Origin of the sequence: Natronococcus sp. (genome assembly GCF_047921035.1) — an archaeon.
In the GTDB taxonomy this organism is placed as follows: domain Archaea; phylum Halobacteriota; class Halobacteria; order Halobacteriales; family Natrialbaceae; genus Natronococcus.
This window is the reverse complement of sequence record NZ_JBLRWX010000033.1, coordinates 1-21,864: the sequence shown is the minus strand read 5'-3', so window position 1 is coordinate 21,864 and position 21,864 is coordinate 1. Positions and strand designations below refer to the sequence as shown.

The 21,864-nt window shown below is 66.2% G+C and carries 23 protein-coding genes; 10 read left to right on the top strand and 13 right to left on the bottom strand.

The features are described 5' to 3' along the window. The first annotated feature begins 223 nt into the window (after positions 1-223). Entirely contained in the window at positions 224-916 is a 693-nt protein-coding gene (locus ACNA7R_RS08905; RefSeq protein WP_416283213.1) for a 6-hydroxymethylpterin diphosphokinase MptE-like protein, read from the top strand. A gap of 352 nt (positions 917-1,268) precedes the next feature. Further along, positions 1,269-1,598 (top strand): hypothetical protein, encoded by a 330-nt coding sequence (locus tag ACNA7R_RS08900; protein ID WP_416283212.1) that lies wholly within the window; start codon positions 1,269-1,271, stop codon positions 1,596-1,598. Between the two features lie 139 nt (positions 1,599-1,737). Here ACNA7R_RS08900 and ACNA7R_RS08895 read toward each other — a convergent pair whose 3' ends face one another. Continuing rightward, the gene (locus tag ACNA7R_RS08895) at positions 1,738-2,742 is read right to left on the bottom strand and encodes a TIGR04024 family LLM class F420-dependent oxidoreductase (protein ID WP_416283211.1); all 1,005 of its coding nucleotides are present in this window, start codon (positions 2,740-2,742) and stop codon (positions 1,738-1,740) included. 222 nt (positions 2,743-2,964) lie between these two features. Here ACNA7R_RS08895 and ACNA7R_RS08890 point away from each other — a divergent pair, with 222 nt between their 5' ends. The 4 genes from ACNA7R_RS08890 to ACNA7R_RS08875 all read left to right on the top strand — a co-directional run bounded on the left by ACNA7R_RS08890 (position 2,965) and on the right by ACNA7R_RS08875 (position 7,542). After that, entirely contained in the window at positions 2,965-4,710 is a 1,746-nt protein-coding gene (locus tag ACNA7R_RS08890) for an ABC transporter substrate-binding protein (RefSeq protein WP_416283210.1), read from the top strand. A 118-nt stretch (positions 4,711-4,828) separates the two neighbouring features. Beyond that, complete coding sequence (locus ACNA7R_RS08885; RefSeq protein WP_416283209.1) at positions 4,829-5,704, top strand: phosphatase PAP2 family protein; 876 nt, start codon at positions 4,829-4,831, stop codon at positions 5,702-5,704. A 53-nt stretch (positions 5,705-5,757) separates the two neighbouring features. Then, positions 5,758-7,164, top strand: a complete 1,407-nt coding sequence (locus ACNA7R_RS08880) for a cryptochrome/photolyase family protein (RefSeq protein ID WP_416283208.1) — start codon at positions 5,758-5,760, stop codon at positions 7,162-7,164. Between the two features lie 75 nt (positions 7,165-7,239). Then, positions 7,240-7,542 (top strand): HalOD1 output domain-containing protein, encoded by a 303-nt coding sequence (locus tag ACNA7R_RS08875; protein WP_416283207.1) that lies wholly within the window; start codon positions 7,240-7,242, stop codon positions 7,540-7,542. Positions 7,543-7,547: 5 nt separating this feature from the next. On the opposite strand, the gene ACNA7R_RS08870 is transcribed toward ACNA7R_RS08875, so the two are convergent. From ACNA7R_RS08870 to trmB, 6 genes are all read right to left on the bottom strand, one after another. Next, positions 7,548-8,621 carry a Gfo/Idh/MocA family protein gene (locus ACNA7R_RS08870; protein ID WP_416283206.1) on the bottom strand — a complete coding sequence of 358 codons (1,074 nt, stop codon included), beginning with the start codon at positions 8,619-8,621 and terminating at the stop codon, positions 7,548-7,550. Positions 8,622-8,851: 230 nt separating this feature from the next. After that, positions 8,852-10,039, bottom strand: a complete 1,188-nt coding sequence (locus tag ACNA7R_RS08865) for an ABC transporter ATP-binding protein (protein WP_416283205.1) — start codon at positions 10,037-10,039, stop codon at positions 8,852-8,854. Positions 10,040-10,045: 6 nt separating this feature from the next. Continuing rightward, positions 10,046-11,137 (bottom strand): carbohydrate ABC transporter permease, encoded by a 1,092-nt coding sequence (locus ACNA7R_RS08860; protein ID WP_416283204.1) that lies wholly within the window; start codon positions 11,135-11,137, stop codon positions 10,046-10,048. Then, on the bottom strand, positions 11,137-12,159 hold the full coding sequence (locus tag ACNA7R_RS08855) for a carbohydrate ABC transporter permease (RefSeq protein ID WP_416283203.1): 1,023 nt from the start codon (positions 12,157-12,159) through the stop codon (positions 11,137-11,139). Before ACNA7R_RS08855 ends, ACNA7R_RS08860 begins: the two co-directional genes overlap by 1 nt. Further along, entirely contained in the window at positions 12,149-13,609 is a 1,461-nt protein-coding gene (locus ACNA7R_RS08850) for an extracellular solute-binding protein (protein ID WP_416283202.1), read from the bottom strand. Before ACNA7R_RS08850 ends, ACNA7R_RS08855 begins: the two co-directional genes overlap by 11 nt. A gap of 134 nt (positions 13,610-13,743) precedes the next feature. After that, complete coding sequence (gene trmB / locus ACNA7R_RS08845) at positions 13,744-14,808, bottom strand: HTH-type sugar sensing transcriptional regulator TrmB (protein WP_416283201.1); 1,065 nt, start codon at positions 14,806-14,808, stop codon at positions 13,744-13,746. Positions 14,809-14,939: 131 nt separating this feature from the next. Here trmB and ACNA7R_RS08840 point away from each other — a divergent pair, with 131 nt between their 5' ends. After that, positions 14,940-15,929 (top strand): mechanosensitive ion channel family protein, encoded by a 990-nt coding sequence (locus ACNA7R_RS08840; RefSeq protein WP_416283200.1) that lies wholly within the window; start codon positions 14,940-14,942, stop codon positions 15,927-15,929. A 3-nt stretch (positions 15,930-15,932) separates the two neighbouring features. Here ACNA7R_RS08840 and ACNA7R_RS08835 read toward each other — a convergent pair whose 3' ends face one another. Continuing rightward, positions 15,933-16,346, bottom strand: a complete 414-nt coding sequence (locus tag ACNA7R_RS08835) for a universal stress protein (RefSeq protein ID WP_416283199.1) — start codon at positions 16,344-16,346, stop codon at positions 15,933-15,935. A gap of 137 nt (positions 16,347-16,483) precedes the next feature. On the opposite strand from ACNA7R_RS08835, the gene ACNA7R_RS08830 reads away from it, so the two are divergent. After that, a complete protein-coding gene (locus tag ACNA7R_RS08830) occupies positions 16,484-16,723 on the top strand; it encodes a DUF5816 domain-containing protein (RefSeq protein ID WP_416283198.1) in 240 nt (79 codons plus the stop codon). Between the two features lie 209 nt (positions 16,724-16,932). Further along, entirely contained in the window at positions 16,933-17,238 is a 306-nt protein-coding gene (locus ACNA7R_RS08825) for a hypothetical protein (protein ID WP_416283223.1), read from the top strand. 30 nt (positions 17,239-17,268) lie between these two features. Here the strand turns inward: ACNA7R_RS08825 and ACNA7R_RS08820 are convergent, their stop codons facing one another. Continuing rightward, positions 17,269-18,471 carry a pyridoxal-phosphate-dependent aminotransferase family protein gene (locus tag ACNA7R_RS08820; RefSeq protein WP_416283197.1) on the bottom strand — a complete coding sequence of 401 codons (1,203 nt, stop codon included), beginning with the start codon at positions 18,469-18,471 and terminating at the stop codon, positions 17,269-17,271. A gap of 133 nt (positions 18,472-18,604) precedes the next feature. Between ACNA7R_RS08820 and ACNA7R_RS08815 the strand changes: the two genes are divergently transcribed. Beyond that, on the top strand, positions 18,605-18,805 hold the full coding sequence (locus tag ACNA7R_RS08815; RefSeq protein ID WP_005555208.1) for a dodecin: 201 nt from the start codon (positions 18,605-18,607) through the stop codon (positions 18,803-18,805). Here ACNA7R_RS08815 and ACNA7R_RS08810 read toward each other — a convergent pair whose 3' ends face one another. The 4 genes from ACNA7R_RS08810 to ACNA7R_RS08795 form a co-directional block, all read right to left on the bottom strand. Beyond that, positions 18,806-19,180 (bottom strand): HesB/IscA family protein, encoded by a 375-nt coding sequence (locus ACNA7R_RS08810; protein WP_416283196.1) that lies wholly within the window; start codon positions 19,178-19,180, stop codon positions 18,806-18,808. Between the two features lie 115 nt (positions 19,181-19,295). After that, the gene (locus tag ACNA7R_RS08805; protein ID WP_416283195.1) at positions 19,296-19,511 is read right to left on the bottom strand and encodes a hypothetical protein; all 216 of its coding nucleotides are present in this window, start codon (positions 19,509-19,511) and stop codon (positions 19,296-19,298) included. A gap of 88 nt (positions 19,512-19,599) precedes the next feature. Next, on the bottom strand, positions 19,600-20,892 hold the full coding sequence (hisD, locus tag ACNA7R_RS08800; protein ID WP_416283194.1) for a histidinol dehydrogenase: 1,293 nt from the start codon (positions 20,890-20,892) through the stop codon (positions 19,600-19,602). Positions 20,893-20,930: 38 nt separating this feature from the next. Next, positions 20,931-21,152, bottom strand: coding sequence for a hypothetical protein (locus ACNA7R_RS08795; RefSeq protein WP_416283193.1), 222 nt, complete (start codon positions 21,150-21,152; stop codon positions 20,931-20,933). Positions 21,153-21,864 lie beyond the last annotated feature (712 nt).

Genomic DNA, 21,864 nt, shown 5'->3' with positions numbered 1-21,864 from the left:
GCCGGATTCCACCGTATTCAGCCGAACTGGTAAGTCAAGAGAAAGCTTATGTCGGAGGCTCCGAAAGGACGTGATGGACGCCGGGCGGTCTCCCGGGTAGGGGTACTTTGGAGGCGACGCCCGGCCCACAACACGGAATTATTGTGGCGTTACGTCGACCAGTGACGAGGCCGGGCTCCTGTCGAACGCACAGACACATACGCCGCCAGCCCGGAGTAGGCGTATGGAGTTCGACGAGTGGGAACCGGTCTACGAGGCGATCCGTCGCGAGTTCGGCTACGACCGCGGCGACGACGAGCACGCGCGGGACGTCCTCGCCTCGCTTGCGGAACCGTTCGACCTCGAGCGCCTCGACGCAGCCGACGGAGCGACCGTCGCGATCGCAGGAGCCGGTCCGACCCTCGCGACCGAACTCGAGGACGCCCGCGAGGCCGACGTCGTTTTCGCCGCCTCGACGGCCGCCGACACTCTCCTCGAGGCCGGCGTCGACGTCGACTGTATGATCACCGATCTCGACAAGAACCCCGATACCGTCGGGCGGCTGACCGAGCGGGAGACGCCGGTCGCGGTCCACGCCCACGGCGACAACGTGGCGCAGCTTCGGGCCGTCGTTCCCGACTGTCGCGGCGAGTGGCTCCTACCGACGACGCAGGTCGCACCCCGGGATTCCGTCCTGAACGTCGGCGGGTTTACCGACGGCGACCGGGCGGCCTTCCTCGCGGATCACCTCGGGGCCGCCCGCCTCCGGTTCGTCGGCTGGGCGTTCGACGATCCGTCCGTCGGCCCGACGAAGGCCCGCAAACTCGAGTGGGCCGAGCGACTGCTGTACTGGCTCGAGCGCCGACGGGGGGATCGGTTCGGCGTGCTGGACGGACGGCGAGCGAGTATCGATACGACGCCGCTCCCGATCGAGTGATACGGATTGCTGTAACGATGTACCGGCGCAACCGCCGTACGGGTCGCGGTTGCGCCGGTAATGACGTACAGGAAACCGTATGAGCCCCTCATCGCCACCCCCTCCCGGAGGTTCCGCTACCGGCTGTCGATACCGCACCGCGAGTACCTCTCCTGTCCTTCCGTATCAGAAATCCTTATTATGGTTGCCGATAGACGTTCTCCCGAATAGTGGCAGCGAGACGGGCTAGACGGCGACGATAACCGAAACCGACGGTCTCCAGGGCAGGTTTCGTTCGAAACGTTATCCTTCATTTTGAGCTACTTTTTAACCGACAAGAAAGCTTATGCCGGGATGCTCAACTTATGGAATTATGTCATCAGACACTTCGGTGCAGAACGACACTTCCGGGAGCCGGGACGATCGGCTTCCGAATCTGGTTACGATCGTCGGCCGCGGCGTGCCCTCGAGCTTCGAGATCGCGGTCGACGGCGAGATCGAGATGCTCGCGGACGATCCCGTCGCGGAAGGGACGGTCGTCTCGGGCGGCGTCGCGGAAGGAACGATCGAGGTCGGCGTGCAGCGGTTTCGCTTCTCGGGCCAGATGGCTAACGTGCACGTCGTCGACTGGAACGGCGTCGAGATGTCCGATTCGGCGAGCACCCCGGAGGTACACGTCGATTACGGGATCTCGTCCCGGTAGCGCGACCCGCGTCCGGTACCCGCAGCTAGCGATCTCTGCACCGAGGAATCTCCGATCCGTTTTTCAGCACCTCGTCGTGCCGGCTACGGGTCCGGTCCGCTCCTCGATTTTGCCGTAGCGACGGCTCTCGTCAGCTATTTTATCGATCCGGTGCGAGCGCCTCCATCGTCGCCTCGATCTCCGCGCGGTCGGCGCCGCGGGGGAACCCGATCGCGAGGTCGTCGACGCCGTCGATCGCTTCGAACTTCTCGAGTTCCTCGCGGGCGCGCTCCGGGGTGCCCGAGGCACCGAGATCGTCGAGCAACGCGTCGGGAATCCGCTCGACGGCGCGCTCTTGCTCGCCGCTGGCCCACGCGGCGGCGATCTCGTTCGCCGCCTCCTCGTACCCCTGTCGGGCGAGCGACTCCCGGTAGTAGGTTCCCATCGCCCCGACGTAGAACGCCAGGTGCTGGCGGGCGAGGTCGCGGGCGCGGTCGCCGTCCTCGAGCGCACACGCCGTTACCGAGAGCGTGACGCGGACGTCCTCGGGGTCGCGGTCGCCGAGTTCCATCCCGCGCCGGAGGTCCTCGAGGCGCTCTTCGAGCCCGTCGGGAGTGAAGACGATCGCGTGCCAGCCGTCGGCGAACCGGCCCGCGAGTTCGACCGACTTCGGTCCCATCCCCGCGGCGTCGATCGGGACGGGTTCGGACGGGGGATCACAGCGGAGCCGAAACCCCGCCAGCGAGAAGATATCGCCGTCGTAGTTGACGGGGTCTCCGCTCATCACCGCGCGCATGATCTCGAGGTACTCGCGGGTCCGCCGGAGGGGGCGGTCGAACTCGACGCCGTGCCAGCCCTCGATGACGGCGGGGCCACTCGGCGCAATCCCCGCCCGGAGCCGTCCGTCGGCGACCTCCTGGAGGGTCGTCATCGTCTGGCCGAGCAGCGCCGGCGACCGCGAGTAGACGTTGACGATACTCGGTCCGATGCCGATCTCGTCGGTCTCGCGGGCCATCGTGGTCAGAACGGTGACCGCGTCCCGGCCCCAGGTTTCGGGGAGCCAGGCGTACTCGTAGCCGCGGGACTCGCCGAGTACTGCGAGGTCGACGAACGAGTCGACCGAGGGCTGTGCTGCGACCGGAAGGTGAAGGCTTCTGTCTGTCATCGGAATCACGCTGTCGACCCCCGACGCGTCGACCGCGGGTCGATCGGGGAGTCGTGACGGGAGACGGATCGGATGTACACAATCAACTCTCTTAACGTTTCCTCCGACCGTCCAGACCGCCCTAGGACGAAATATCACCCGATAGAGCCTCCCTGAAGCAGCTACTCGAGTTGTCGCTTCGGGAGTAAGTCCTATACACGGCGGAGCCGTACCCTCCGGTATATGGAGGACGTCGGTTCTCCGACGACGCGTCGGAGAGTGCTTGCGGGGACCGCCACCGGTATCGCCGGCTCGCTCGCCGGCTGTACGGAGAGGCTCTGGTCACGGGCCGAGAACCCCGGACCTGATCAGGTTTCGCTGACGATCAAGGCGGTGCCCGCGGACGACGACCTCGTCGCCGCGAAGATCGCGAGCCAGCTCCGGGAAAACCTCGAGCGGGCCGGGATCGACGCGACGTTCGAGCCGATCGCCAAGGCCGAACTGTACCGCGAGGTCCTGCTCGAGGGCGAGTACGACGTCTTCGTCGCCAGACACGACGGGATCGACGAGTACGACGCGCTTCGCGGGCTGTTGCACTCCCGGTACGCCACCGAAGCGGGCTGGCAGAACCCGTTTCAGTTCTCGGACGTTACCGCAGACGACCTGCTCGAGAGCCAGCTTACCGCCACGAACGGAGACCGCGAGGGGGTGCTCTCGGAGCTGTTCGAACATCTCTCCGAGACGGTGCCGTACACGACCGTCGCCTTTCCGTCACGGATCGGTGCCGTCGGAGCGACGCTGTCCGAGACCGTTTCGGGCCCGCCGTACCGACCGATCGACTACCTCGAGATCCTCTCGGAGCCGTCCGCCGAGGGGCCGTGGGACCGTCCGCTCGAGGTCGGCGTCTTCGGCGAGGCGCTCACCAACCGGCTGAACCCGATCGTCGTCGACTCCAACCGGATTCCCGCGCTGCTGGCGCTGCTGTACGATCCGCTGGTCCACGAAACCGACGACGGGCCGATCCCCTGGCTCGCCGAGGACGTCGAGTGGGGCGGCGGATCGCTGCTCGAGGCGACGGTCACCCTGCGGGACGACCAGCGCTGGCACGACGGAGAGCCCCTCGACGCGGAGGACGTCGCTTTCACCCACCGGTTTCTCCGGGACACGTCGCTCGGCGACACCGAGAGCGGGGTTCCCGCACCCCGCTACCGGGGTCAGCAGAGCCTCGTCGAGAGCGTCGAGCCCACCGGATCCCGGACGGTCGAGTTCTCGTTTCGAACCGCGAACCGAGAGACGGCGGTCCGAGCGTTCCGGATTCCGGTGTTACCCGCCCACGTCTGGGAACCGCGATCGGCCGTCGTCGGCGAGCGCCGGACCGAGGCCCTCGTCGACGACAACGAGGAGCCGGTCGGATCGGGGCTGTTCGAGCTCGCGGACGTCACCACCGACGCCGAGGTCGAACTCGTGCCGTTTACCGACCACGTCTTCTACGACGCCGACGACCGGCCCGCGGTCCTCGAGGAGTTTCCACAGTTCGACGGGATCAGGTTCGTTGTCGCCCCGAACTCGGGTGCGGTCGTCGACCTGCTCGAGAACGAGGAGATCGACCTCACCGGAACTCCGCTCCCGGCCGACGCAACCGGGAGGGTCAGCGAACTGCCGGGTCGGTCCGTGCTGACCACGCAGACCGACGAGTTCTACATGATCGGCTACAACAGCCACCACGAACAGCTCGGCAACCCCCACTTCCGCCGGCTCCTCTCGCGGCTGCTCGACCGCGAGCACGCCGCCGCCGAACTGTTCGACGGGTTCGCGGAGCCGGCTCGAGCGCGCAGCTCGCTGTTCGGCGTCCGCGAGAGCGAGTTCGGCGACGAAGAAACCGAACTCACCGCGTTTCCGGGTTCGGACGGCGAGGTCGACGTCGATCAGGCGCGGTCCCTCTTTGAAGCGGAGAACTACCGGTACGAGGACGGCGTCCTGCTCGAGTAACCGGCGGGACGACCGACCGGGCGGTATGTGACCGACGGGACGACCGGCCAGGCGGTATGTGACCGACGGGACGACCGACCGGGCCGTATTAATGTCTCCCGCGTCGTACGTATCCCGTATGACCCTCGCCCAGGTCGTCCTCGAACTCGCGCTCGTCGTGACGACGATGCTCGTCACGGCGACGCTGGTGTTCGTCGGACCCCGCCGTCTCGTGGACGCGATTCGGGGCTACCGGTGGCGACTCGAGGCCTGTCTGCTCCCGATCGCCGCGCTTGGGATCGTCCTCGCGCTGCGGTGGTCGACCCGGGACGTCGTCATGCGCCTCGAGCGTCGGGTAATCGGGCACAACATCACCCACACGCTGTTTGCCCTGGAACAGCGGCTGCTCGGCGAGACGCCGGTCGTCCTCCTCCAGTCGATCCAGACCGAGGCGCTGACCGAGTTCTTCGTCTTCATCTACATCTACGGCTACGCATTCCTGTTGCTGTTCCCGATCGTCGCCTACTTCGCGCTCGAGGAGATGGAGGAGCTGTCGACGCTGCTGCTGGCGTTTACCGCCAACTATGGGATCGGGCTGCTGTGTTACATCGTCTTTATCGCCTACGGCCCCCGGAACTTCGACCCGCTGGTGTTCGAACCGCTGCTGTACGACGCCTTCCCGCAGTCGCGGACGCTCACGAACCAGGTCAACCAGAACACGAACGTCTTCCCGTCGCTGCACACGTCGCTGTCGATGACCGTCTTCTTCCTGGCCTGGCTGACCCGCGACCGGTACCCGCTTTGGGTTCCGCTGTCGGGCTTTCTCGCCGTCAGCGTTGCGATCTCGACGATGTATCTGGGCATCCACTGGTTCCTCGACGTCGTCGCGGGAACCGTCCTCGCCCTGGTCAGCGTCTACATCGGCGTCAACTACACCGTCGAGGGGATCGTCTCCACCGGCCGCCGGTACCTCGGCCGGCGGTTCGATCGGATCGGGGAGCCGGGAGGCGAGTGAGCCCCAACGGAGTAGGGCCCGAAACTTTGCCCCCCGCTTCCGTCGACTCCGGCATGATCGTCCACTGGCACCGCAACGACTTGCGAGGCGCCGATAACCGCGGCCTCGCTCGAGCGGCCCGGGCCGACCGGGTCGTTCCCCTGTTCGTCCTCGATCCGACGATCCTCGAGCACGCGTCGCCGATCCGGGTCGCCTGTCTCCGCGAGGCCCTCGCCGACCTCCGGGGGTGGTACCGCGACCGCGGCGCCGATCTCCTCGTCCGCCGCGGGGCGGCGAGCGACGTGGTTCCCGCCGTCGCAGCCGAGCGCGACGCGCCTCGAGTCGTCTGGAACGAGGACTACAGCGGGCTCGCCGCCGAGCGCGACGAGGCGGTCCGGACGGCCCTCGAGGAGTCGGGGATCGACCACGAGTCGGTTACGGACGGCCTCCACCACGAGCCGGGGTCGATCTCCCCGAACGAGGGCGACCACTACTCGGTGTTCTCGTACTTCTGGAAGAAGTGGCGCGACCGGGAGAAGGCCGATCCCGAGCCCGAACCGGACGCCGACGCCCTCGCCGCCCTCGAGACCGAGGCCGACCCGATCCCCTCGCTCGCGGAACTCGGGTTCGACGAACCCGACGCCGCCCCCCCGACGGTGAGCCGCGACGCAGCACGGGACCGACTCGAGACGTTCCGTTCGGACGCGATCTACCGGTACGCGGACGAACGTGACGTCCCCGCCGCGGGATCGACGTCCCGGCTCTCGACGCACCTCAAGTGGGGGACGATCGGTCCCCGGGAGGTGTACGCCGAAACGGAGCGGGCGCTCGAAGACGCGGCGAGCGACGGCGACCGCGAGAGCGTCGTCGCGTTTCGCCGTCAGCTGGCGTTCCGGGAGTTCTACGTCCACGTGCTGGCGTTCAACCCCGAGACCGTCACGGAGGATTTCGGCGGCTACGAGAACGCCCTCGAGTGGCGAAACGACCCCGAGGAGCTCGCCGCCTGGAAGGCCAGCGAGACCGGGTATCCGATCGTCGACGCCGGGATGCGCCAGCTCCGAACTGAGGGGTGGGTCCACAACCGCGTTCGGATGCTCGTCGCCTCGTTTCTGACGAAGGATCTGCTGGTCGACTGGCGCGAGGGCTACGACTGGTACCGACGCCACCTCGCGGACCACGAGACCGCGAGCGACGTCGCCGGCTGGCAGTGGGCGTCCTCGACCGGAGCGGACGCCCAGCCGTACTTCCGGGTGTTCAACCCGACGAAACAGTGCCGGGAGTACGATCCCGACGCGACGTACGTTCGGAAGTACGTCCCCGAACTCGAGGACGTTCCGGCCGCTCGGATCCACGAGTGGCCCGACCTCACGCCCGAGGAGCGAGCCGAACTCGCTCCGGACTACCCCGATCCGATCGTCGATCACGCGAGCAGGCGGGAGGCGGCGATCGGGGCGTTCGAACGCGCCCGCGGGGAGGCGTAGGCGGGCCGTACCGGGCCGTTGTCAGAAACGTACACGGACCACTACCCTTATCGGCAGGTGTCTGGTACTGCTCGTATGACCGCTCCGAGCGATCCGTCGGCGGCCGACGGAGCGGAGTATCCGATACGGGCGATCATCGAGGCAGTCGCCAGACACGAGGGGGTCGACGTGACGGCGATCGAGCCGCCGGCCTATGAACCGCTGTACGCCGTCGTCGATCCCGAGGCGCTCGACGCGCTGTTTCGAGGCGCCCCCTCGACCGAACTGTCGCTCTCCTTCGAGTACGCCGGGTACGACGTCACCGTCTCCGGTACCGGTCGGGTCGACGTGACCGATCCGTCGACTGGAGAGGCGGTCGTTCGCCGATTCCGTGAATGAGCCCGCTACTCCTGCTCGCCGATCGCGACCGTCCGCCCCGTCTCGCTCGAGCGGTAGATCCCGTCGATCACCCGCTGGACGGAAAGCGCCTGCTGGACGCTCTCGTTGCCGACCTCGCCGGCCGCGATCGAGTCGAAGAACGTCCGCTGTTCCTCCGTGTGCGTATCGTTCTGTCGCGTCTCGATCGACGTATCCTCGAGGTGGTCCGAGCCGGCCGTGCTCGCCGAGTGGATCGAGAGGTCGCCGTCGAGGAGGTCGAACACGGCCGCTGAGTCGGTTCCCCGAACGACGAACTCGTTGTTCTCCGGCCGGTTGGTCGCCCAGGCGACCTCGAGCGAGATCGACCGGTCGTCCGCGGTCCGGATGAACGCGCTGGCGGAGTCGTCGACGTCGAAGCCGGCCGGCCCCGCGTCGTCGCCCCACATCTCCAGGTAGGCGTACTCCTCTCGAGAGCCGAACTCGCCGCGGGTGACCCCGGTTACCTCCGCGACGGCTGGATCGCCGAGCAGGTGCAGTGCGAGGTCGATGGCGTGGACGCCGAGATCGATCAGCGCGCCGCCGCCGGCGATCTGGCGTCGAGTGAACCACGAGCCGCGTCCCGGAATCCCCCGTCGGCGAACGTAGTTCGCCTCGATGTGTGTCACGTCGCCGAGTTCGCCCCGTTCGATCCGGTTCCTGACGATCCGAACCGTGTTCGCGAACCGGTTGTTGAAACCGACCATGCAGTAGCCGTCGCTGTCGGCCGCGGCGCTCGCGATCCGTTCGGCGCTCTCGATGGAGTGGGCCAGCGGTTTCTCGAGGAGGACGTGCAGGCCCCGATCGAAGGCGTCGACCGCGTACTCCTCGTGGTACTTGTTCGGCGTCGTGACGATGACGGCGTCGACGGCGTCGTACAGTTCGTGGTGATCGTCGTAGACGTCGACGTCGTACCGACGGGCGAAACGGGTTCGCGCGTCGGCCGCGACGTCCATCCCGCCGACCAGGGGAACGTCGAGCTCGAGGAGCCGTTCGGCGTGGTAGCGACCGATGTTCCCGAGTCCGACGATACCGGTTCTGATGTCGCCTCGTTGTGTTGTCATGTGGGCATACGTTGTGGGTGTGGTGGTTCGATCGGCGGTTCGAATCCGGGGGTTCGTTCGGAGCTTCGTATTCGATTTCCTTTGTTCCGTCGTTCGTTCACTGACGCCTCCCGTGACACGAACGCGTTTCGTTGTGTCTACTGGTAGCTATTCTCGATGTAGGTGAGTCTATCGGCCCATTACCCCCAGCGGGTTACGACCGAAACTGTCGAACGAGTACCAGATCCGGCTCAGTCTTCGGCTTCCGTCGGGGCCGTCCCCGGCTCCGATCCGGACCGGTCGGCGATTCCGTGAACGAGCGCCTCGCCGCCCGCCGTGTCGAACAGGTGGATCTTCGAGCCGTCGAGGACGACCTCGATACGCTCGTCCTCCCGGACGTCGGTGTCCGGCGAGACGCTCATCAGGAGCTGGTCGGGCGAAGCGAGCGCATCCTCCTCCATCGAACGCTGTGCTCCCTCGGCGAGCATGAGGTAGACGAAGATCTCGTCGCCCATCGGCTCGAGCACGTCGGTCGTCACCTCGATCCCCTTCGTCGGCCGGGTGAGATCGTCGGCCGCCCTCGCGAGGTGGACGTCTTCGGGCCGGACCCCGAGTGTGACGTCGTCGCCGTCGCCGACGCCAGGGACTGCCGCGGGGTCGAACTCGAGATCGAAGTTCTTCGTCTCGAGACCGTCGGCGACGACTTCGCCCTGCACGAAGTTCATCGACGGTGAGCCGATGAAGCCGGCGACGAACAGGTTCGTAGGCTCGTTGTAACAGGTAAGCGGCGGATCGATCTGCTGGAGTCTGCCCCCGTCGATCACCGCGATCCGATCGGACATCGTCATCGCCTCCGCCTGGTCGTGGGTGACGTAGATGATCGTCGTATCCAGCTCCCGGTGAAGTCGCTGAAGTTCGGTTCGCATGTGCACCCGCAGTTTCGCGTCCAGGTTCGCAAGCGGCTCGTCCATCAGGAAGACGTCCGGATTGCGGACGATCGCGCGGGCGATCGCGACCCGCTGGCGCTGGCCGCCGGACATCTCGTCGGGCATCCGCTCGAGCATCCCCTCGAGCTGGACGATGTCGGCGGCCTCCTCGACGCGGCGTTCGACCTCTTCGTCGTCGAACGTCCGCAGGCGGAGGCCGAAGGAGATGTTGTCGAAGACGTTCATGTGGGGGAACAGCGCGATGTTCTGGAAGACCATCGCGACGCCCCGATCCTTGGGTGCGAGGTTCGTAACGTCGGTGTCGCCGATGAAGACCTTCCCCTCGGAGGGCTGGGTCAGTCCGGCGATGGTCTCCATCGTCGTCGACTTCCCGCAGCCGGAAGGGCCGACGAGACAGACGAACTCTCCGTCCTCGATCTCGACGTTCATGTCGTCGACGGCGACGACGTCTTCGTAGCGTTTCGTGACGTGTTCGAGTCGTACTCGTGCCATAGTGTGTTACTCCTTGAGTGCGCCCGCGGTGAGCCCGCTGACGATCTTCTCCTGGGCCACAATCACGAGGATCGCGACCGGGAGCACGCCGATGATGCTCGCGGCGGCCATCAGGTTGAACAGGATCTCGTACTGGCCCTGGTAACCCAGAATGCCCTCGAGGATCGGCGCCCAGTTCTCCGGCTCGCCGTCGGTCATCAGATACGAAAAAAAGAACTCGTTGTACACCGCGATGAACGTCAACACGCCAGCGGTCGCGACGCCCGGGGCCGACAGCGGGATGATGACCCGGAACAGCGCGCCCAGGCGGGTCGTCCCCTCGACCCGGGCGGCGTCCTCGAGGCCGTCGGGAATCTGGGCGTAGAACGTCGTGAGGATGAAGATCGCCAGCGGCATGAAGATCGCCGAGATCGGCATCACCATCGCCCCCGGCGTGTTGTACAGCGTCCCGTCGCTCATCACCGGCTCGAGGATCTCGACGGGGGTGTTGAACAGGTCGTTCAGCGGGATGAAAAACGCCGCCGGCGGGAAGAAGGAGACGAGCAGGACGAGCAACATTAGCGGCGTCTTCCCCGGGAACTCGAGGCGCCCGAAGGCGTAGCCCGCGAGGCTGGCGACGACTAACACGAGGACCGTCGAGGCCGTCGCGATGACGAAGCTGTTGAACATGTACCAGTGGAACGGCAGGGTCTGGAACACCTCGACGAACGCGCCGGGGTTGAACCCGTTGGGCGTGAAGACGATGTCCTGGAGCTGTCCCTCCGGCGTGAGCGCGACCATCAGCAGCCAGTAGAAGGGAAACAGTGTCGTAAAGAGGAAGAAGATCGCCGCGACGTAGAACATCGCCCGGTAGACGCGCTGGGGGTTCTGGATCGAGCGGTCGACCCACCGGGAGAACGGGCCGCGGTCGAGTTCGGCGTCCCCGCCGGCCCCGAGGGTCGTGCCGCCGTCGGCGAGCCGATTCGGCGCTCGCCCGCCGTCCGGAGCCGGGACGCGGCGACGCGATTCTCCGCGTCCCTCGCCGGAGCCGGCGCCGTCCTCGCTCGCTTCGGGATCGGTTCCGCCGCCTCGAGTCGTATCGCGGTCGTTCGATCTCATCAGTAGAATCCCGCCTCCGTGTCCCTGAACAGGGCGATGTACACCGAGATGAACAGCCCGATCACCAGCGCCGTCATGAACGCCACGGCCGCCGCGGTGCCGAAGATGCGCGTCCCGCCGAACATCGCCTCGACGACCATGCAGGTCAGCGACGGCACCGTCGTACAGCCGACGCTCGACTCGATCAGTCCGTACACCCGCATCGCGTCCATCGTCCGGAACAGCATCGCGACCAGCAGGGCGGGAAGGATCAGCGGCAGCGTGATCAGCTTGAACCGCTGCCACGGCGAGGCACCGGCGACCCGGGCGACGTCGTAGAGGCTCCGATCGACGCTCTGGAGTCCGGCGAGGATCAACAGCGCCATGAACGCCGTCGACTTCCAGATGTCGGCGACCAGCACGATGACGAACGCGTCCCCGCTGTCGGCGAGCGGGTTCGGACCGAACAGGCCGAGTCGCTGCATCAGGTCGGTTCCGAAGCCGACCTCCGGCTGGAACAGCAGGAAGAAGATCATCCCCTGGATCACGATGGGGACGGCCCACGGGAGGATGATCGCGACCCGGACCCAGCGCCGACCGCGGAACTCCTGATCCAGGATCAACGCCTGCCCGAAGCCGAACACCGTCTCGAAGAAGACGCTGATGACGGCGAAACCGAGGGTGACGAACAGCGCCTGCTGGAGGAGTGGCACGCCGAAGTCGACGAAGGGAAACGACGCCGACAGCGAGACGTCCATGAACTGCTGGGCCAGCCTGACGTCGCCCGTGAGCACGTCGACGTAGTTCTCGACCCCGACGAAGCCGCCCAGCGTCTCCGCGCCCCGCGTTCGGTCCTCCCGAAGCGACATGACGAACGTCATGAGCAGCGGGTAGAAGGCGATGAAGGCGAGCAACAGGAACGACGGGATCAACAGGAGGTAGGCGTACGCCGCCTCGCTCAGCCCCTCCATCCAGTTGACGACGGCGTTGCCGGTACGTTCGCGCTCGGGCGTCTCGCCGCCGATTCCGGTATCACTGGACATCTTGTTCACCTACGTCGGCCTCGCTGGCCTCGAGTCGGTCCGCCAGATCGCTCATCGCCTCCTCGGGCGACTTCACGCCCCGGTAGGCCCCGTTCACCTCCTGGTAGATGTGCGCCGACTGTTCCGGCCAGATGTCGGTCACGGGTCGCGGAACGGCGTTCTCGCCCGCGATCCGGATGGTCTCGGCGTACTCCGCGACGGGACCGGTCTCCTCGGGATCGACCTCCTCGAGCAGTTCGACGATCGGCGGGATCCAGCCCTGGATCGCGAAGACCGAGAGCATGACCTCCTCGGTGGCGAACGCGTCCATCACCTGGATCGCCTCCTCCTGGTTCTCGCTCGCGGGGTTCAGCGTCAGGTGCCAGCCGCCCAGCGCCGCGGCGGTGCCGCCGACCCCGTCGTACTCGGCCTCGCCCTCCTCGACGCCGTAGGGCATCGGCATCATTCCGACCTGGTCGCCCATCCCCTCGTCGTGGGCGATCGCGATCGAGTATGGCCAGTTGCGGTGCATCACGACGTTGCCGGCCGCGAAGGGACCGCGGGCGTCCTCCTCGGTGTACTGGACGATCGCGGTTGGGGCGATCTGCTCGTACCCCTCGAGGGCGTACTCGTCCTCGGCGCCGCGAACGAACGTTCGCATCATCCGGATCGCCTCGAGGACGGCCTCCTCGTCGACCGTGACCTCGCGGTCGCCCGCCTCGAACAGTTCGTCGAGGCCGCCGAAGTACGCGCCGCCCCAGGTGCTCATCACCTCGTTGAACGTACAGCAGGACAGTCCCTCGTAGGCGGCCGCCTGCGTGGTGAACCCGAAGTCGACCCCGGAGTCGTCGCGGACGTCGGCCGCGACCTCGGAGAACTCCCGCCAGGACATCGGCTCGGTCCCCCAGTCGTCGGTATCGTATCCCGCGTCCTCGGCGAGGTCCTGCCGGAACTGCATCGTTCCGAAGTCGGGAAACAGCGGTAACGCGTGCAGCTCCCCCGTATCAGGGTGACGAGCCGTTTCGACCGCCGCCTCGAGGTAGTCGTTCTCGATCAGGCCGAGGGTGTCACTCGAGAGCCGATCCTCGAGGGGAACCGTCTGCTCGCGCAGGATAAACGGGATCGTCCACCCGCTGTCCATCATGAAGATGTCCGGCTCGGATCGGCCCGCCTGGAGCGCGGACTGCGCGGCGGATCTGCGCTGTTCGGTCTCGTCCGGTCCGGTGCGGACCGCCACGGTGATATCCTCGTCGAGGCCGGCGTCCCAGAGGGCCCGATGCAACTCCCCGTCCGGGTCCATGATGTCCTGAAAGTCGGTGTCGCCGTAGACGACGACCGACCCTTCCTCCGCGCCACGACCGAGACACCCCGCTAGTCCGACCGATCCGACGCCGGCCACCGAGGCCGCCGCGACGAACGATCGGCGGGAGACGCTGTGAGGTGTTGTCCGTTCACACCTGTCTTTCACCATCCCTACTCGGGACCACACTCAGAACCTTAATCGTTGGCGTATAAAGGTCATAATGCGGTGAAAATCTCGACGAACGAATCGTGTAATCGGAGAATACCGTTACGATCGGAGATTCGTTCTCCGCACTCGAGCGGCTACTCCTCGAGTTCGGGCGGCCTGTGTCGGCCGATGTGGATCTCGTGGGCCTCGACGTCCTCGAGGGCGGCGACCCGGCCGCCGACCGTCACCTCCGAGCCGTCCTCGTTCTCGAGGGTGATCGCGGCGACCTCCTCGCTGACCTCGAAGGAGACGTCGATGATCTGGCCCCGAACGACCCGCTGGCCGCCGACGGCGACGTCCCGACCGACGATCGTCGCGTAGAACTCCCCGCCCTCCTCGATGACGTCTTTCACGCAGCGCCGGATCGAGGCGTACTTTCGCGGATAGCTTCGGGGATCCGCGTCCTCGCCGAGGGTCTCCTCGGCGGTCGTCCAGAGCACGGTCCCGAAGAAGCCAGACACCAGAAAGCCGAGCGCCGAGCGGTTGAAGATGACGCCGTAGCGGTCCTTGTCGTCCCGGAGCGCGTCCTGGGTCGCGTAGATGGAGTAGTTGCCGTCGGCGACGGCCAGCACCGGCGTCGTGATTCCGCGTCGCGCACGCGTCGTCGTCGCGATGGCGGTGTAGTCGAAGTCGTCCGGACTCGGAGCCTCGGCGGCCGGCGTCACGATCAGGTCGATGCTCACGCCCCGATCGAGCGCGCCCGAGAGTTCGTCCTCGAAGCGGGTGAGCAGATCGGGCGTCAGCGACAGCGAGAGCTCGTACTCCGCGTCGGCGATGATCTCCTCGAGATACCGTAGGATCGTCGAGCGTGATTTGACGAGCGACACCGCCTCCGTGTCCCGCGCGGGCGCCGTGTACCGGGCCTCGAGCTCGTCGATCATCTGCTCGAGGGACTGTTGGACCTCGTCGAAGGCGTCGGCCGGGTCGATCGCGACGACCTTCATCGGTCGGGACTCGCGCAGCTCGACCAGCCCCCGGTCGCTCAGGCTGCGGACGGTGTCGTAGACCCGGGGCTGGGGAATCTCGGTGCGGTCCGCGATCTCGCTCGCGGTCAGCTGTCCCTGCTCGAGGACGGTCAGGTAGGCGTCGATCTCGTACTCGCCGAGGTTGAACCGATCCCCGACTCGCTCGACGGTCGAGCGAAGCTCGTCTGGTGCCATACTCGGTCGCAGGATTCGGACGGATAAATGATTTATTACAACGCGAGTACTACCGGGTTCGCGAATCGAGTCCTCCGACGGTACAGACGAGGGTCAGAACCCTTAACCACGCCGGCCATGAGTGTGTTGCCATGCTGGCGGTCGCGCAGGCTCCGGAGGAGGACGCCCTCGAGCGAACCAACGAGATACTTCCCGAGGCGATCCCCGAAATCGTTGGCCAACTGCTCCTCGCGGCGATCGTGTTCGTCGTCGGCTGGTACCTCTCGAAGCTCGTCGTTCGACTGACGGGGCGAACCGTCGCGCGTCGCATCGAGCGACCGAGCGTCACCCGAACGGCCCTGCGAGCCGTCAGGTTCTCGGTCCTGTTCGTGACCCTCATCGTCGTCGCCGGCATTCTCGGCGTCGGCGATACGCAGATCCTCCTCTCGGTGACCGTCATCTCGGCGGTGGTCGCGGTCGTGCTCGCGCCGCTGGTCGGCAGCTTCGTCAACGGGCTGTTCGTCCTCGCGGACAGGCCGTACGAGATCGGCGACATGATCGAGATCGTCGACGAGGGCCACACCGGGTTCGTCGAGGACATCACGATCAGGTACACGAAGATCTTCACCGTCCAGAACACCTTCATCGTCATTCCGAACTCCGAGATCCAGCAGCGGGACGTGATCAACTACTCGGCGGAGGACGAGCGAACGCGGCTCTCGCTGGAGTTCGAGATCACCTACGAGAGCGACCTCGAGGCCGCGCGCAGCCACGCCGAGCGGGCGGCCCGGTCGGTCGACGTCGTCATCACCGGCGGGCCCGATATCCGGATCGGAAGCGCGCGCTACGCGGCGGCCCCGATCTGTAACGTCTGCGACTACGCCGACAACGGGATGGTGCTGGAACTGTTCTTCTGGGTTCAACACCCCTACAAACAGGCGGTCGCCCGGTCGGCGGTGCGGGCAGCGGTTCGGGAGCGCTTCGCCGACGCCGACGTCGAGTTCGCCTACCCCCACCGTCACCACGTCTTCGACGGGGACAGCGGGACCGCGAGAGTGGCCGTCGACGGCTCACGGGCGGCCCGTCCGGACGTCGGTTCCCCCGTCGACGCCGATGGCGACGGCGCCAACCCCGACGGGTAGCCGCTACCTCGCGCGGGCACCCTCGACCGTGATGACCTCGCAGTCGAGGTGCGTTCGCAGGTAGCCGTCGATATCCGGGTCGTCGGTAAACCGACGGAAGAGGCGGCGTAGCCGACTCGCCTGTTTGGTTCCGATCACGACGGCGTCGGCCTCCTCGGCGGCGACCTCGTCGAGGATGCTCTCCTCGACGAGAAAACCGGTTCGGACGACGTACCGGGCGTTCTCGATCCGACCGAACGTCGATTCGACGGTCTCCTTGAGGTCGATGCGGCTCACCTTCTTCCCGTTCTGGTAGAGATCGACGTGCAGGATCGTCAGCTCCGCGCCGCGCTCGCGAGCCACCTCGATCGCGCGTTCGAGGGTTCGTCTGGAGTGTTTCGACAGGGGGTATCGGACGGGGACCACGACCAGCGTCATCACACAATCGAACGCTATCCGCCCGGGTAAACCTTTCAGTTGGGACAGTTCTGCACGCCAATTTTTCACACGGAAGGGACTGACTTGCACGCGTTCGGAGAGACAGTCCTTTACTCCGAGCGCCACTACCGGCCGGTATGGAAACGAGGTCGACCGCCGACGGTGACACCGTCTACGTCTCGGAGACGGACGGCGACAGAGGATCCAAGGGACCGTTTCTCGTCGCCTACGAGTCGCCCGAGGCGCGGCGACGGTACGGCTGGTTCTGTACCAACTGCGAGAGCTTCGACAACGCGATGGACTCGATGGGCCGAATCCAGTGTAACCGATGCGGGAACTTCCGAAAGCCGACCGAGTGGGACGCGGCCCACGAGTAACCGCGTGTGACCCGAACGGCGACGTGCCACGCCCGGCGACTACCGACGACAATCGGGGCTTACTGTCGTTCGACCCGACAGTCGGTTTGCACTCGTTGTTCGATCGTCGAGATTAGTTCGCGGTTTTTCGCTCTCGAGGCGGATGCATGTGCCAGACCTAGATTTATGAGGGTGGGTCACATACTTTGTACTGAATGGGACCTGTTAACATGCGTCTCGTCGAACAGGCCAAGTCGATTTTCGCCGACCTGGGCTACACCGTCGAGGGTACCGGCCCAGTGTTCCGTGCCGAACGAAAGTGGAAGGTCGTCCACGTCAATCCAGTCCTCGAGCCCGGAGAGCTTCCGGCGGCGGCGGGGCAGTTCCACTGTTTCGTCGCCCGACCGGAGGACGCCGACGCGCTCGAGCGCGAACTCGAGCGCACGAACCCGAGCTACGAGTGGGCGATCATCGTCGTCGACGGCGACGACTATCAGGTCGAACGGGTCCCGCCGGGACCGCGCATCTCCGCCTGATCCCCGCGTCCGTCCTTCTTCCGAGCGACGTTACTCCAGCGCCCCGCGCGTCGCGGTCACGCCGGCGCCGGGGTCGACGTCCGCCCCCATCGACTCGAGGACGTCGCCCAGCGCCGTCACCGCATAGATCACGTTCTTGGGCCGCGCGGAGTGACCCATACAGCCGATACGGAAGATTTCGCCGTCCAGATCGCCGAGCCCGCTCGCGACCTCGAGGTCGTAGCGCTCGAGCAACTCGGCACAGACCTCGCCGTCGTCGATCCCCTCCGGAACTCTGACGGCGTTCAGGCTCGGCAGCCAGTACTCGTCGGGCGCGTTCATCTCCAGCCCCATCCCCTCGACGCCGGCTTTCAGCGCGCCGGCCAGGCGCTCGTGGCGCTCCCAGCGCTCCTCGATCCCCTCCTCGGCGACCAGCCGCAGCGCCTCCCGCAGCGCGTAGACGTTCGTGACGGGTGCGGTGTGGTGGTACGCGCGCTCGTCGCCCCAGTACCCCTCGAGCAGGGAGAGATCGAGGTACCACGACCGGGGCTCTTCCTCGCGCGAGAGGACCTTCTCCATCGCCTCGTCCGAGAGCGTCAACGGACTCGCACCCGGCGGACAGGAGAGACACTTCTGCGGGCCGGAGTAGGCGACGTCGACGTTCCACTCGTCGACGCGGAGTTCGACCCCGCCCAGCGAGGTGACGGTGTCGGCGATCACCAGCGCGTCGTGGTCGTGGGCCGCCGCCGTCAGCTCGCCGACGTCGGGCTGGAGCACGCCCGTGCTCGTCTCGGCGTGGACGAACCCGAAGACGTTGGGATCGTGTTCGGCCAGCGCGTCCGAGACGGCCGCCGGCTCGAGGGGCTCGCCCCACGGCGCGTCGACTTCGACGACCTTGCCGCCGGCGCGGCGGGCCATCGAGGCCATTCGCCCGCCGAAGTAGCCGTTCGTGGGAACGAGCATCGTGTCGCCGGGTTCGACGACGTTGCCGATCGCCGCCTCCATCGCGGCCGAACCGGTCCCCGAGACGGGGATCGTCCACCGGTTGTCGGTCCGGAACGCGTACCGCAACAGCTCCTGGACCTCGTTCATGATTTCGACGAACGAGGGATCGAGGTGGCCGACGAGCGGGGTGCTCATCGCCCGCAACACGCGCGGGTGGACATCGCTGGGACCCGGGCCCATCAGCGTCCGGTTCGGCGGCGTCAGTTCGTCGATCTCGGTGACGTCGATCGAATCGTCGGAACCGTTCATACCACCTCCTCCGGTGGGGATCTCAAAAGCGTTGACGAACCGTCCGCGAGGTGGTGGAGACCGTCGCGGCTGCCGTCGTCTTGCTATCACCGACCATACATTGAATAGTCACAGCGGTGTACGATTACGAGCAATGGTATTCAAGAAGATCACGCTGATCGGCACGAGTACGGAGAGCTTCGACGACGCCGCGGACGACGCGATCGACCGCGCGGAGAACACCCTCCAGAACGTCTACTGGGTCGAAGTCGATGAACTCGGCGTCGAGATCGCAAGCGCCGAGAACCGGGAGTACCAGGCCGAAGTAACCGTCGCGTTCGAACTCGAGGAGTAGCTACGTCCGGAACGACTCGCCACAGCCACACTCGCTGACGACGTTCGGGTTCTCGACGTGGAACCCCTCGGCCTGCAGTCCGCTCTCGTAATCGAGGATACTTCCCTCAATGTACTTGAGACTCGCCGGATCGACGAACACTCGTAGCTCGTGGTGTTCGTAGATCGTGTCGTCGTCGTCGGGCGCGTCGTCGAAGCGCATCCCGTAGGACAGCCCCGCACAGCCACCCTGCTGGACGAACAGCCGAAGGCCGGCCTCGTTGTCGTCGAGTCCCTCGCCCTCGAGCAGGGACAGCGCCTGCTCGGCTGCCGACTCGGTTACCTCGATCTCGGGACGCGTGTCCGCGTTCGCGCCGTCCACACTGTCGGTGCTCATGTACGTTCCTTCCCGCGCAACGATGTTAACCTTGACGCCGAATCCGGCGTCCGAGAGCAGAACCGGTTCGCACGGCTCCGGGACCGTTGGCGACCGCTGATACCCCGTTCTCGCCCTACACGCGCGGGCGCTGCTGAACCGACCGATAGTACGTCCCGAACAGCCGTTCGTCGTTCGCCGAGAGTTCGACGTCGTTCTCGGCGAGCAGCTCGAGCATCCGTTCGAGCTCGCACTCGTACCACATCGAGAGCAGTCGAACGTTCTTTTGTGCGTAGTCGTAGTTCCGCTCGAGGACGCGTGCATCGGTCGGATCGACCTGACACGGCTCCATTTCCTCTGGTACTCCGTTCCGCAGCTACGTAAATCCAATTACAGATTAGTGACGTGTATCGACGGTGCCTACCGCACGTAGGATCGGGCTACGCGTCCCGCTCCCGATCGAGTCGGAGCCGAACGCTCTCGGCGTGTGCTTCGAGGCCCTCCGCGTCGGCGAGGGTCGTCACCGTCTCGCCGAGATCGGCCAGTCCCTCGGCCGAGAGGCGCTGGACGGTCGTCGACCGAAGGAACGTCTCGACCGAGAGTCCGCCGGTGATCCGCGCGGACCCGTTCGTCGGCAGGACGTGGTTCGTTCCGCTCGCGTAGTCGCCTGCCGCGACCGGCGTCTCCGGCCCCAGGAAGACGCTGCCCGCGCTGTCGATCCGCTCGAGGATCGACTCGTCGTCGTCGGCGACGATCGAGAGGTGTTCGGGCGCGTACGACTCGGTGAAGAGGATCGCCTCGCTCATCGACCGGGCGAGAAGAACGCCGCTGGCGTCGTTCGAGAGCGCGTCTCGGATCACGTCTTCGCGCTCGCGCGCGCTCGCCTGCTCGTCGACGGCGCGGGCCACGCCCTCGGCGACGGTCTCGTCGTCGGTGACGGCTACGACCGACGCGTTCGGGTCGTGCTCGGCCTGGGCGACCAGTTCGCTCGCGACGAGTTCCGGGTCGGCCGTCCCGTCGGCGACGACGACGACCTCGCTCGGTCCCGCGAGGAAGTCGATCTCGACGTCGCCCCGAACTTCGGCTTTGGCCGCCGTCACCCACTTGTTCCCCGGGCCGACGACCTTCTGGACGCTCGTGATCGTCTCGGTTCCGTACGCAAGCCCCGCGACGGCCTGTGCGCCGCCGACGCTGAAGACCTCGTCCGCGCCCGCGACGTGGATCGCCGCCAGCGTTGCCGGATTCAACTCCTCGGCGGGCGGCGTCACGACGACGACGTGGTCGACCCCCGTGACGACCGCGGGGACGACACCCATGATCGCACTCGAGGGGTAGGCCGCCGAGCCGCCGGGGACGTAGACCCCGACCCGCTCGAGGGGACGAAAGCGCCGTCCGAGTTCCCGTCCGTCGCCGAACTCCTCGCGCCAGTCCTCGGGTAGCTGGGCCTCGTGGAACTCTCGGACGTTCGCCGCAGCCGTCTCGATGGCCTCGAGCAGTTCGTCGTCGACCGCCTCGACGGCCCGCTCGCAGTCGTCCGTGATCTCGAGGTTCCCGACCTCGACGCCGTCGAACTCGCTCGTGAACTCGCGAACGGCGACGTCACCCTCCTCTCGAACGCTGTCGACGATCTCCCGGACGTCCCCGCTGACGGCCTCGATTCCGGCGTCGCGCTCGAAGAACGCGACCCGGTCTCCCGGTCCGAGATCGGCGATCTCCCGCATCTCGACTGTCATGTCCCGTCCTTTGCGCGGCGCTCGAAAAACGGTTTCCATCACGACTCCGAGCGCTCGATCGACCAGATCCCGGTCGCGTCGAGAGTCGCCCGGACGAAGAGATAGACCAGCAACGCGAACCCGACGACCGCAAACGGCGCCTGGAGCACGTCCGCGACGCCCCGACCGAACAGCAGCTGGCTGAACCCGCGAACGAAAAAACTCAGGACGACGAGCCCGAGTGCGACGAGAGCGAGTCTGACGAACCCCGAACGATCCATGCGCAATCGTACGGCTCGTTCCCGCTAAATCGTACCGATCCTCGTTCAGGCTGGACGGGATGGACAAGCTTGGTATCGGACGGTGCCCGGCTCGAGATCGGCATTCGAGGTCGGTCTCGAGTCGGTCTTGCCGTCCCGTGTACGTTTCGCTGATTCTCCTCCGAAGCGCGCTCGCTCGAGAGCGGGACGGTCTCTCGATCCCTGTGACTCGCCCGCTCGGGAACGACCAACGTGGCCCACTCGCCGATCGAGACGACGGCCTTATATATACACCGGGCACTCGTCACTAATGCGAACGACGTGGCGCACCTGCCGCGTTCCCTCCGGCCGAATCCCGGCGCGGAGGCAGGCGCTCCATCCCGACCCGACCGCTCCCATACGGGCGCGGTATTTGACTTCGATGGCTACGATCGATCCCGTTCCGGATGCGAGTTCCGGACGATTCGATCCGACGGCCTTAAGTACATACGGGGATTCGGATGGAACGCAATCGAGAACCCGACGGCGCCGCTCGAGGCCTCGTCGGCTCGGACGTACCGACTCGAGCTTCGAAGGGGTTAAGTACTCCTCGGCGCTTATGAATACGTCCGAAGGAAATGAGGATCCTACCCCTGCGGTCCGCCGTACAGATGGGATCTGATGTGAGCCTTGGTAGTTCGGTGACGCCCGATCGGTCCACGATCGCGGTCGAACCGAACTGGACCCATTCAAG

Bases quoted from the DNA above. Each gene is read 5' to 3' on its own strand.
- hisD (WP_416283194.1), bottom strand. From the start codon at position 20,892: ATGACAGTCGAGATGCGGGAGATCGCCGATCTCGGACCGGGAGACCGG.
- ACNA7R_RS08855 (WP_416283203.1), bottom strand. From the start codon at position 12,159: ATGTCCAGTGATACCGGAATCGGCGGCGAGACGCCCGAGCGCGAACGT.
- trmB (WP_416283201.1), bottom strand. From the start codon at position 14,808: ATGGCACCAGACGAGCTTCGCTCGACCGTCGAGCGAGTCGGGGATCGG.
- ACNA7R_RS08865 (WP_416283205.1), bottom strand. From the start codon at position 10,039: ATGGCACGAGTACGACTCGAACACGTCACGAAACGCTACGAAGACGTC.
- ACNA7R_RS08820 (WP_416283197.1), bottom strand. From the start codon at position 18,471: ATGAACGGTTCCGACGATTCGATCGACGTCACCGAGATCGACGAACTG.
- ACNA7R_RS08840 (WP_416283200.1), top strand. From the start codon at position 14,940: ATGCTGGCGGTCGCGCAGGCTCCGGAGGAGGACGCCCTCGAGCGAACC.
- ACNA7R_RS08880 (WP_416283208.1), top strand. From the start codon at position 5,758: ATGATCGTCCACTGGCACCGCAACGACTTGCGAGGCGCCGATAACCGC.
- ACNA7R_RS08870 (WP_416283206.1), bottom strand. From the start codon at position 8,621: ATGACAACACAACGAGGCGACATCAGAACCGGTATCGTCGGACTCGGG.
- ACNA7R_RS08795 (WP_416283193.1), bottom strand. From the start codon at position 21,152: ATGGATCGTTCGGGGTTCGTCAGACTCGCTCTCGTCGCACTCGGGCTC.
- ACNA7R_RS08815 (WP_005555208.1), top strand. From the start codon at position 18,605: ATGGTATTCAAGAAGATCACGCTGATCGGCACGAGTACGGAGAGCTTC.
- ACNA7R_RS08900 (WP_416283212.1), top strand. From the start codon at position 1,269: ATGTCATCAGACACTTCGGTGCAGAACGACACTTCCGGGAGCCGGGAC.
- ACNA7R_RS08890 (WP_416283210.1), top strand. From the start codon at position 2,965: ATGGAGGACGTCGGTTCTCCGACGACGCGTCGGAGAGTGCTTGCGGGG.
- ACNA7R_RS08895 (WP_416283211.1), bottom strand. From the start codon at position 2,742: ATGACAGACAGAAGCCTTCACCTTCCGGTCGCAGCACAGCCCTCGGTC.
- ACNA7R_RS08810 (WP_416283196.1), bottom strand. From the start codon at position 19,180: ATGAGCACCGACAGTGTGGACGGCGCGAACGCGGACACGCGTCCCGAG.
- ACNA7R_RS08825 (WP_416283223.1), top strand. From the start codon at position 16,933: ATGCGTCTCGTCGAACAGGCCAAGTCGATTTTCGCCGACCTGGGCTAC.
- ACNA7R_RS08850 (WP_416283202.1), bottom strand. From the start codon at position 13,609: ATGGTGAAAGACAGGTGTGAACGGACAACACCTCACAGCGTCTCCCGC.
- ACNA7R_RS08830 (WP_416283198.1), top strand. From the start codon at position 16,484: ATGGAAACGAGGTCGACCGCCGACGGTGACACCGTCTACGTCTCGGAG.
- ACNA7R_RS08885 (WP_416283209.1), top strand. From the start codon at position 4,829: ATGACCCTCGCCCAGGTCGTCCTCGAACTCGCGCTCGTCGTGACGACG.
- ACNA7R_RS08805 (WP_416283195.1), bottom strand. From the start codon at position 19,511: ATGGAGCCGTGTCAGGTCGATCCGACCGATGCACGCGTCCTCGAGCGG.
- ACNA7R_RS08860 (WP_416283204.1), bottom strand. From the start codon at position 11,137: ATGAGATCGAACGACCGCGATACGACTCGAGGCGGCGGAACCGATCCC.
- ACNA7R_RS08905 (WP_416283213.1), top strand. From the start codon at position 224: ATGGAGTTCGACGAGTGGGAACCGGTCTACGAGGCGATCCGTCGCGAG.
- ACNA7R_RS08835 (WP_416283199.1), bottom strand. From the start codon at position 16,346: ATGACGCTGGTCGTGGTCCCCGTCCGATACCCCCTGTCGAAACACTCC.
- ACNA7R_RS08875 (WP_416283207.1), top strand. From the start codon at position 7,240: ATGACCGCTCCGAGCGATCCGTCGGCGGCCGACGGAGCGGAGTATCCG.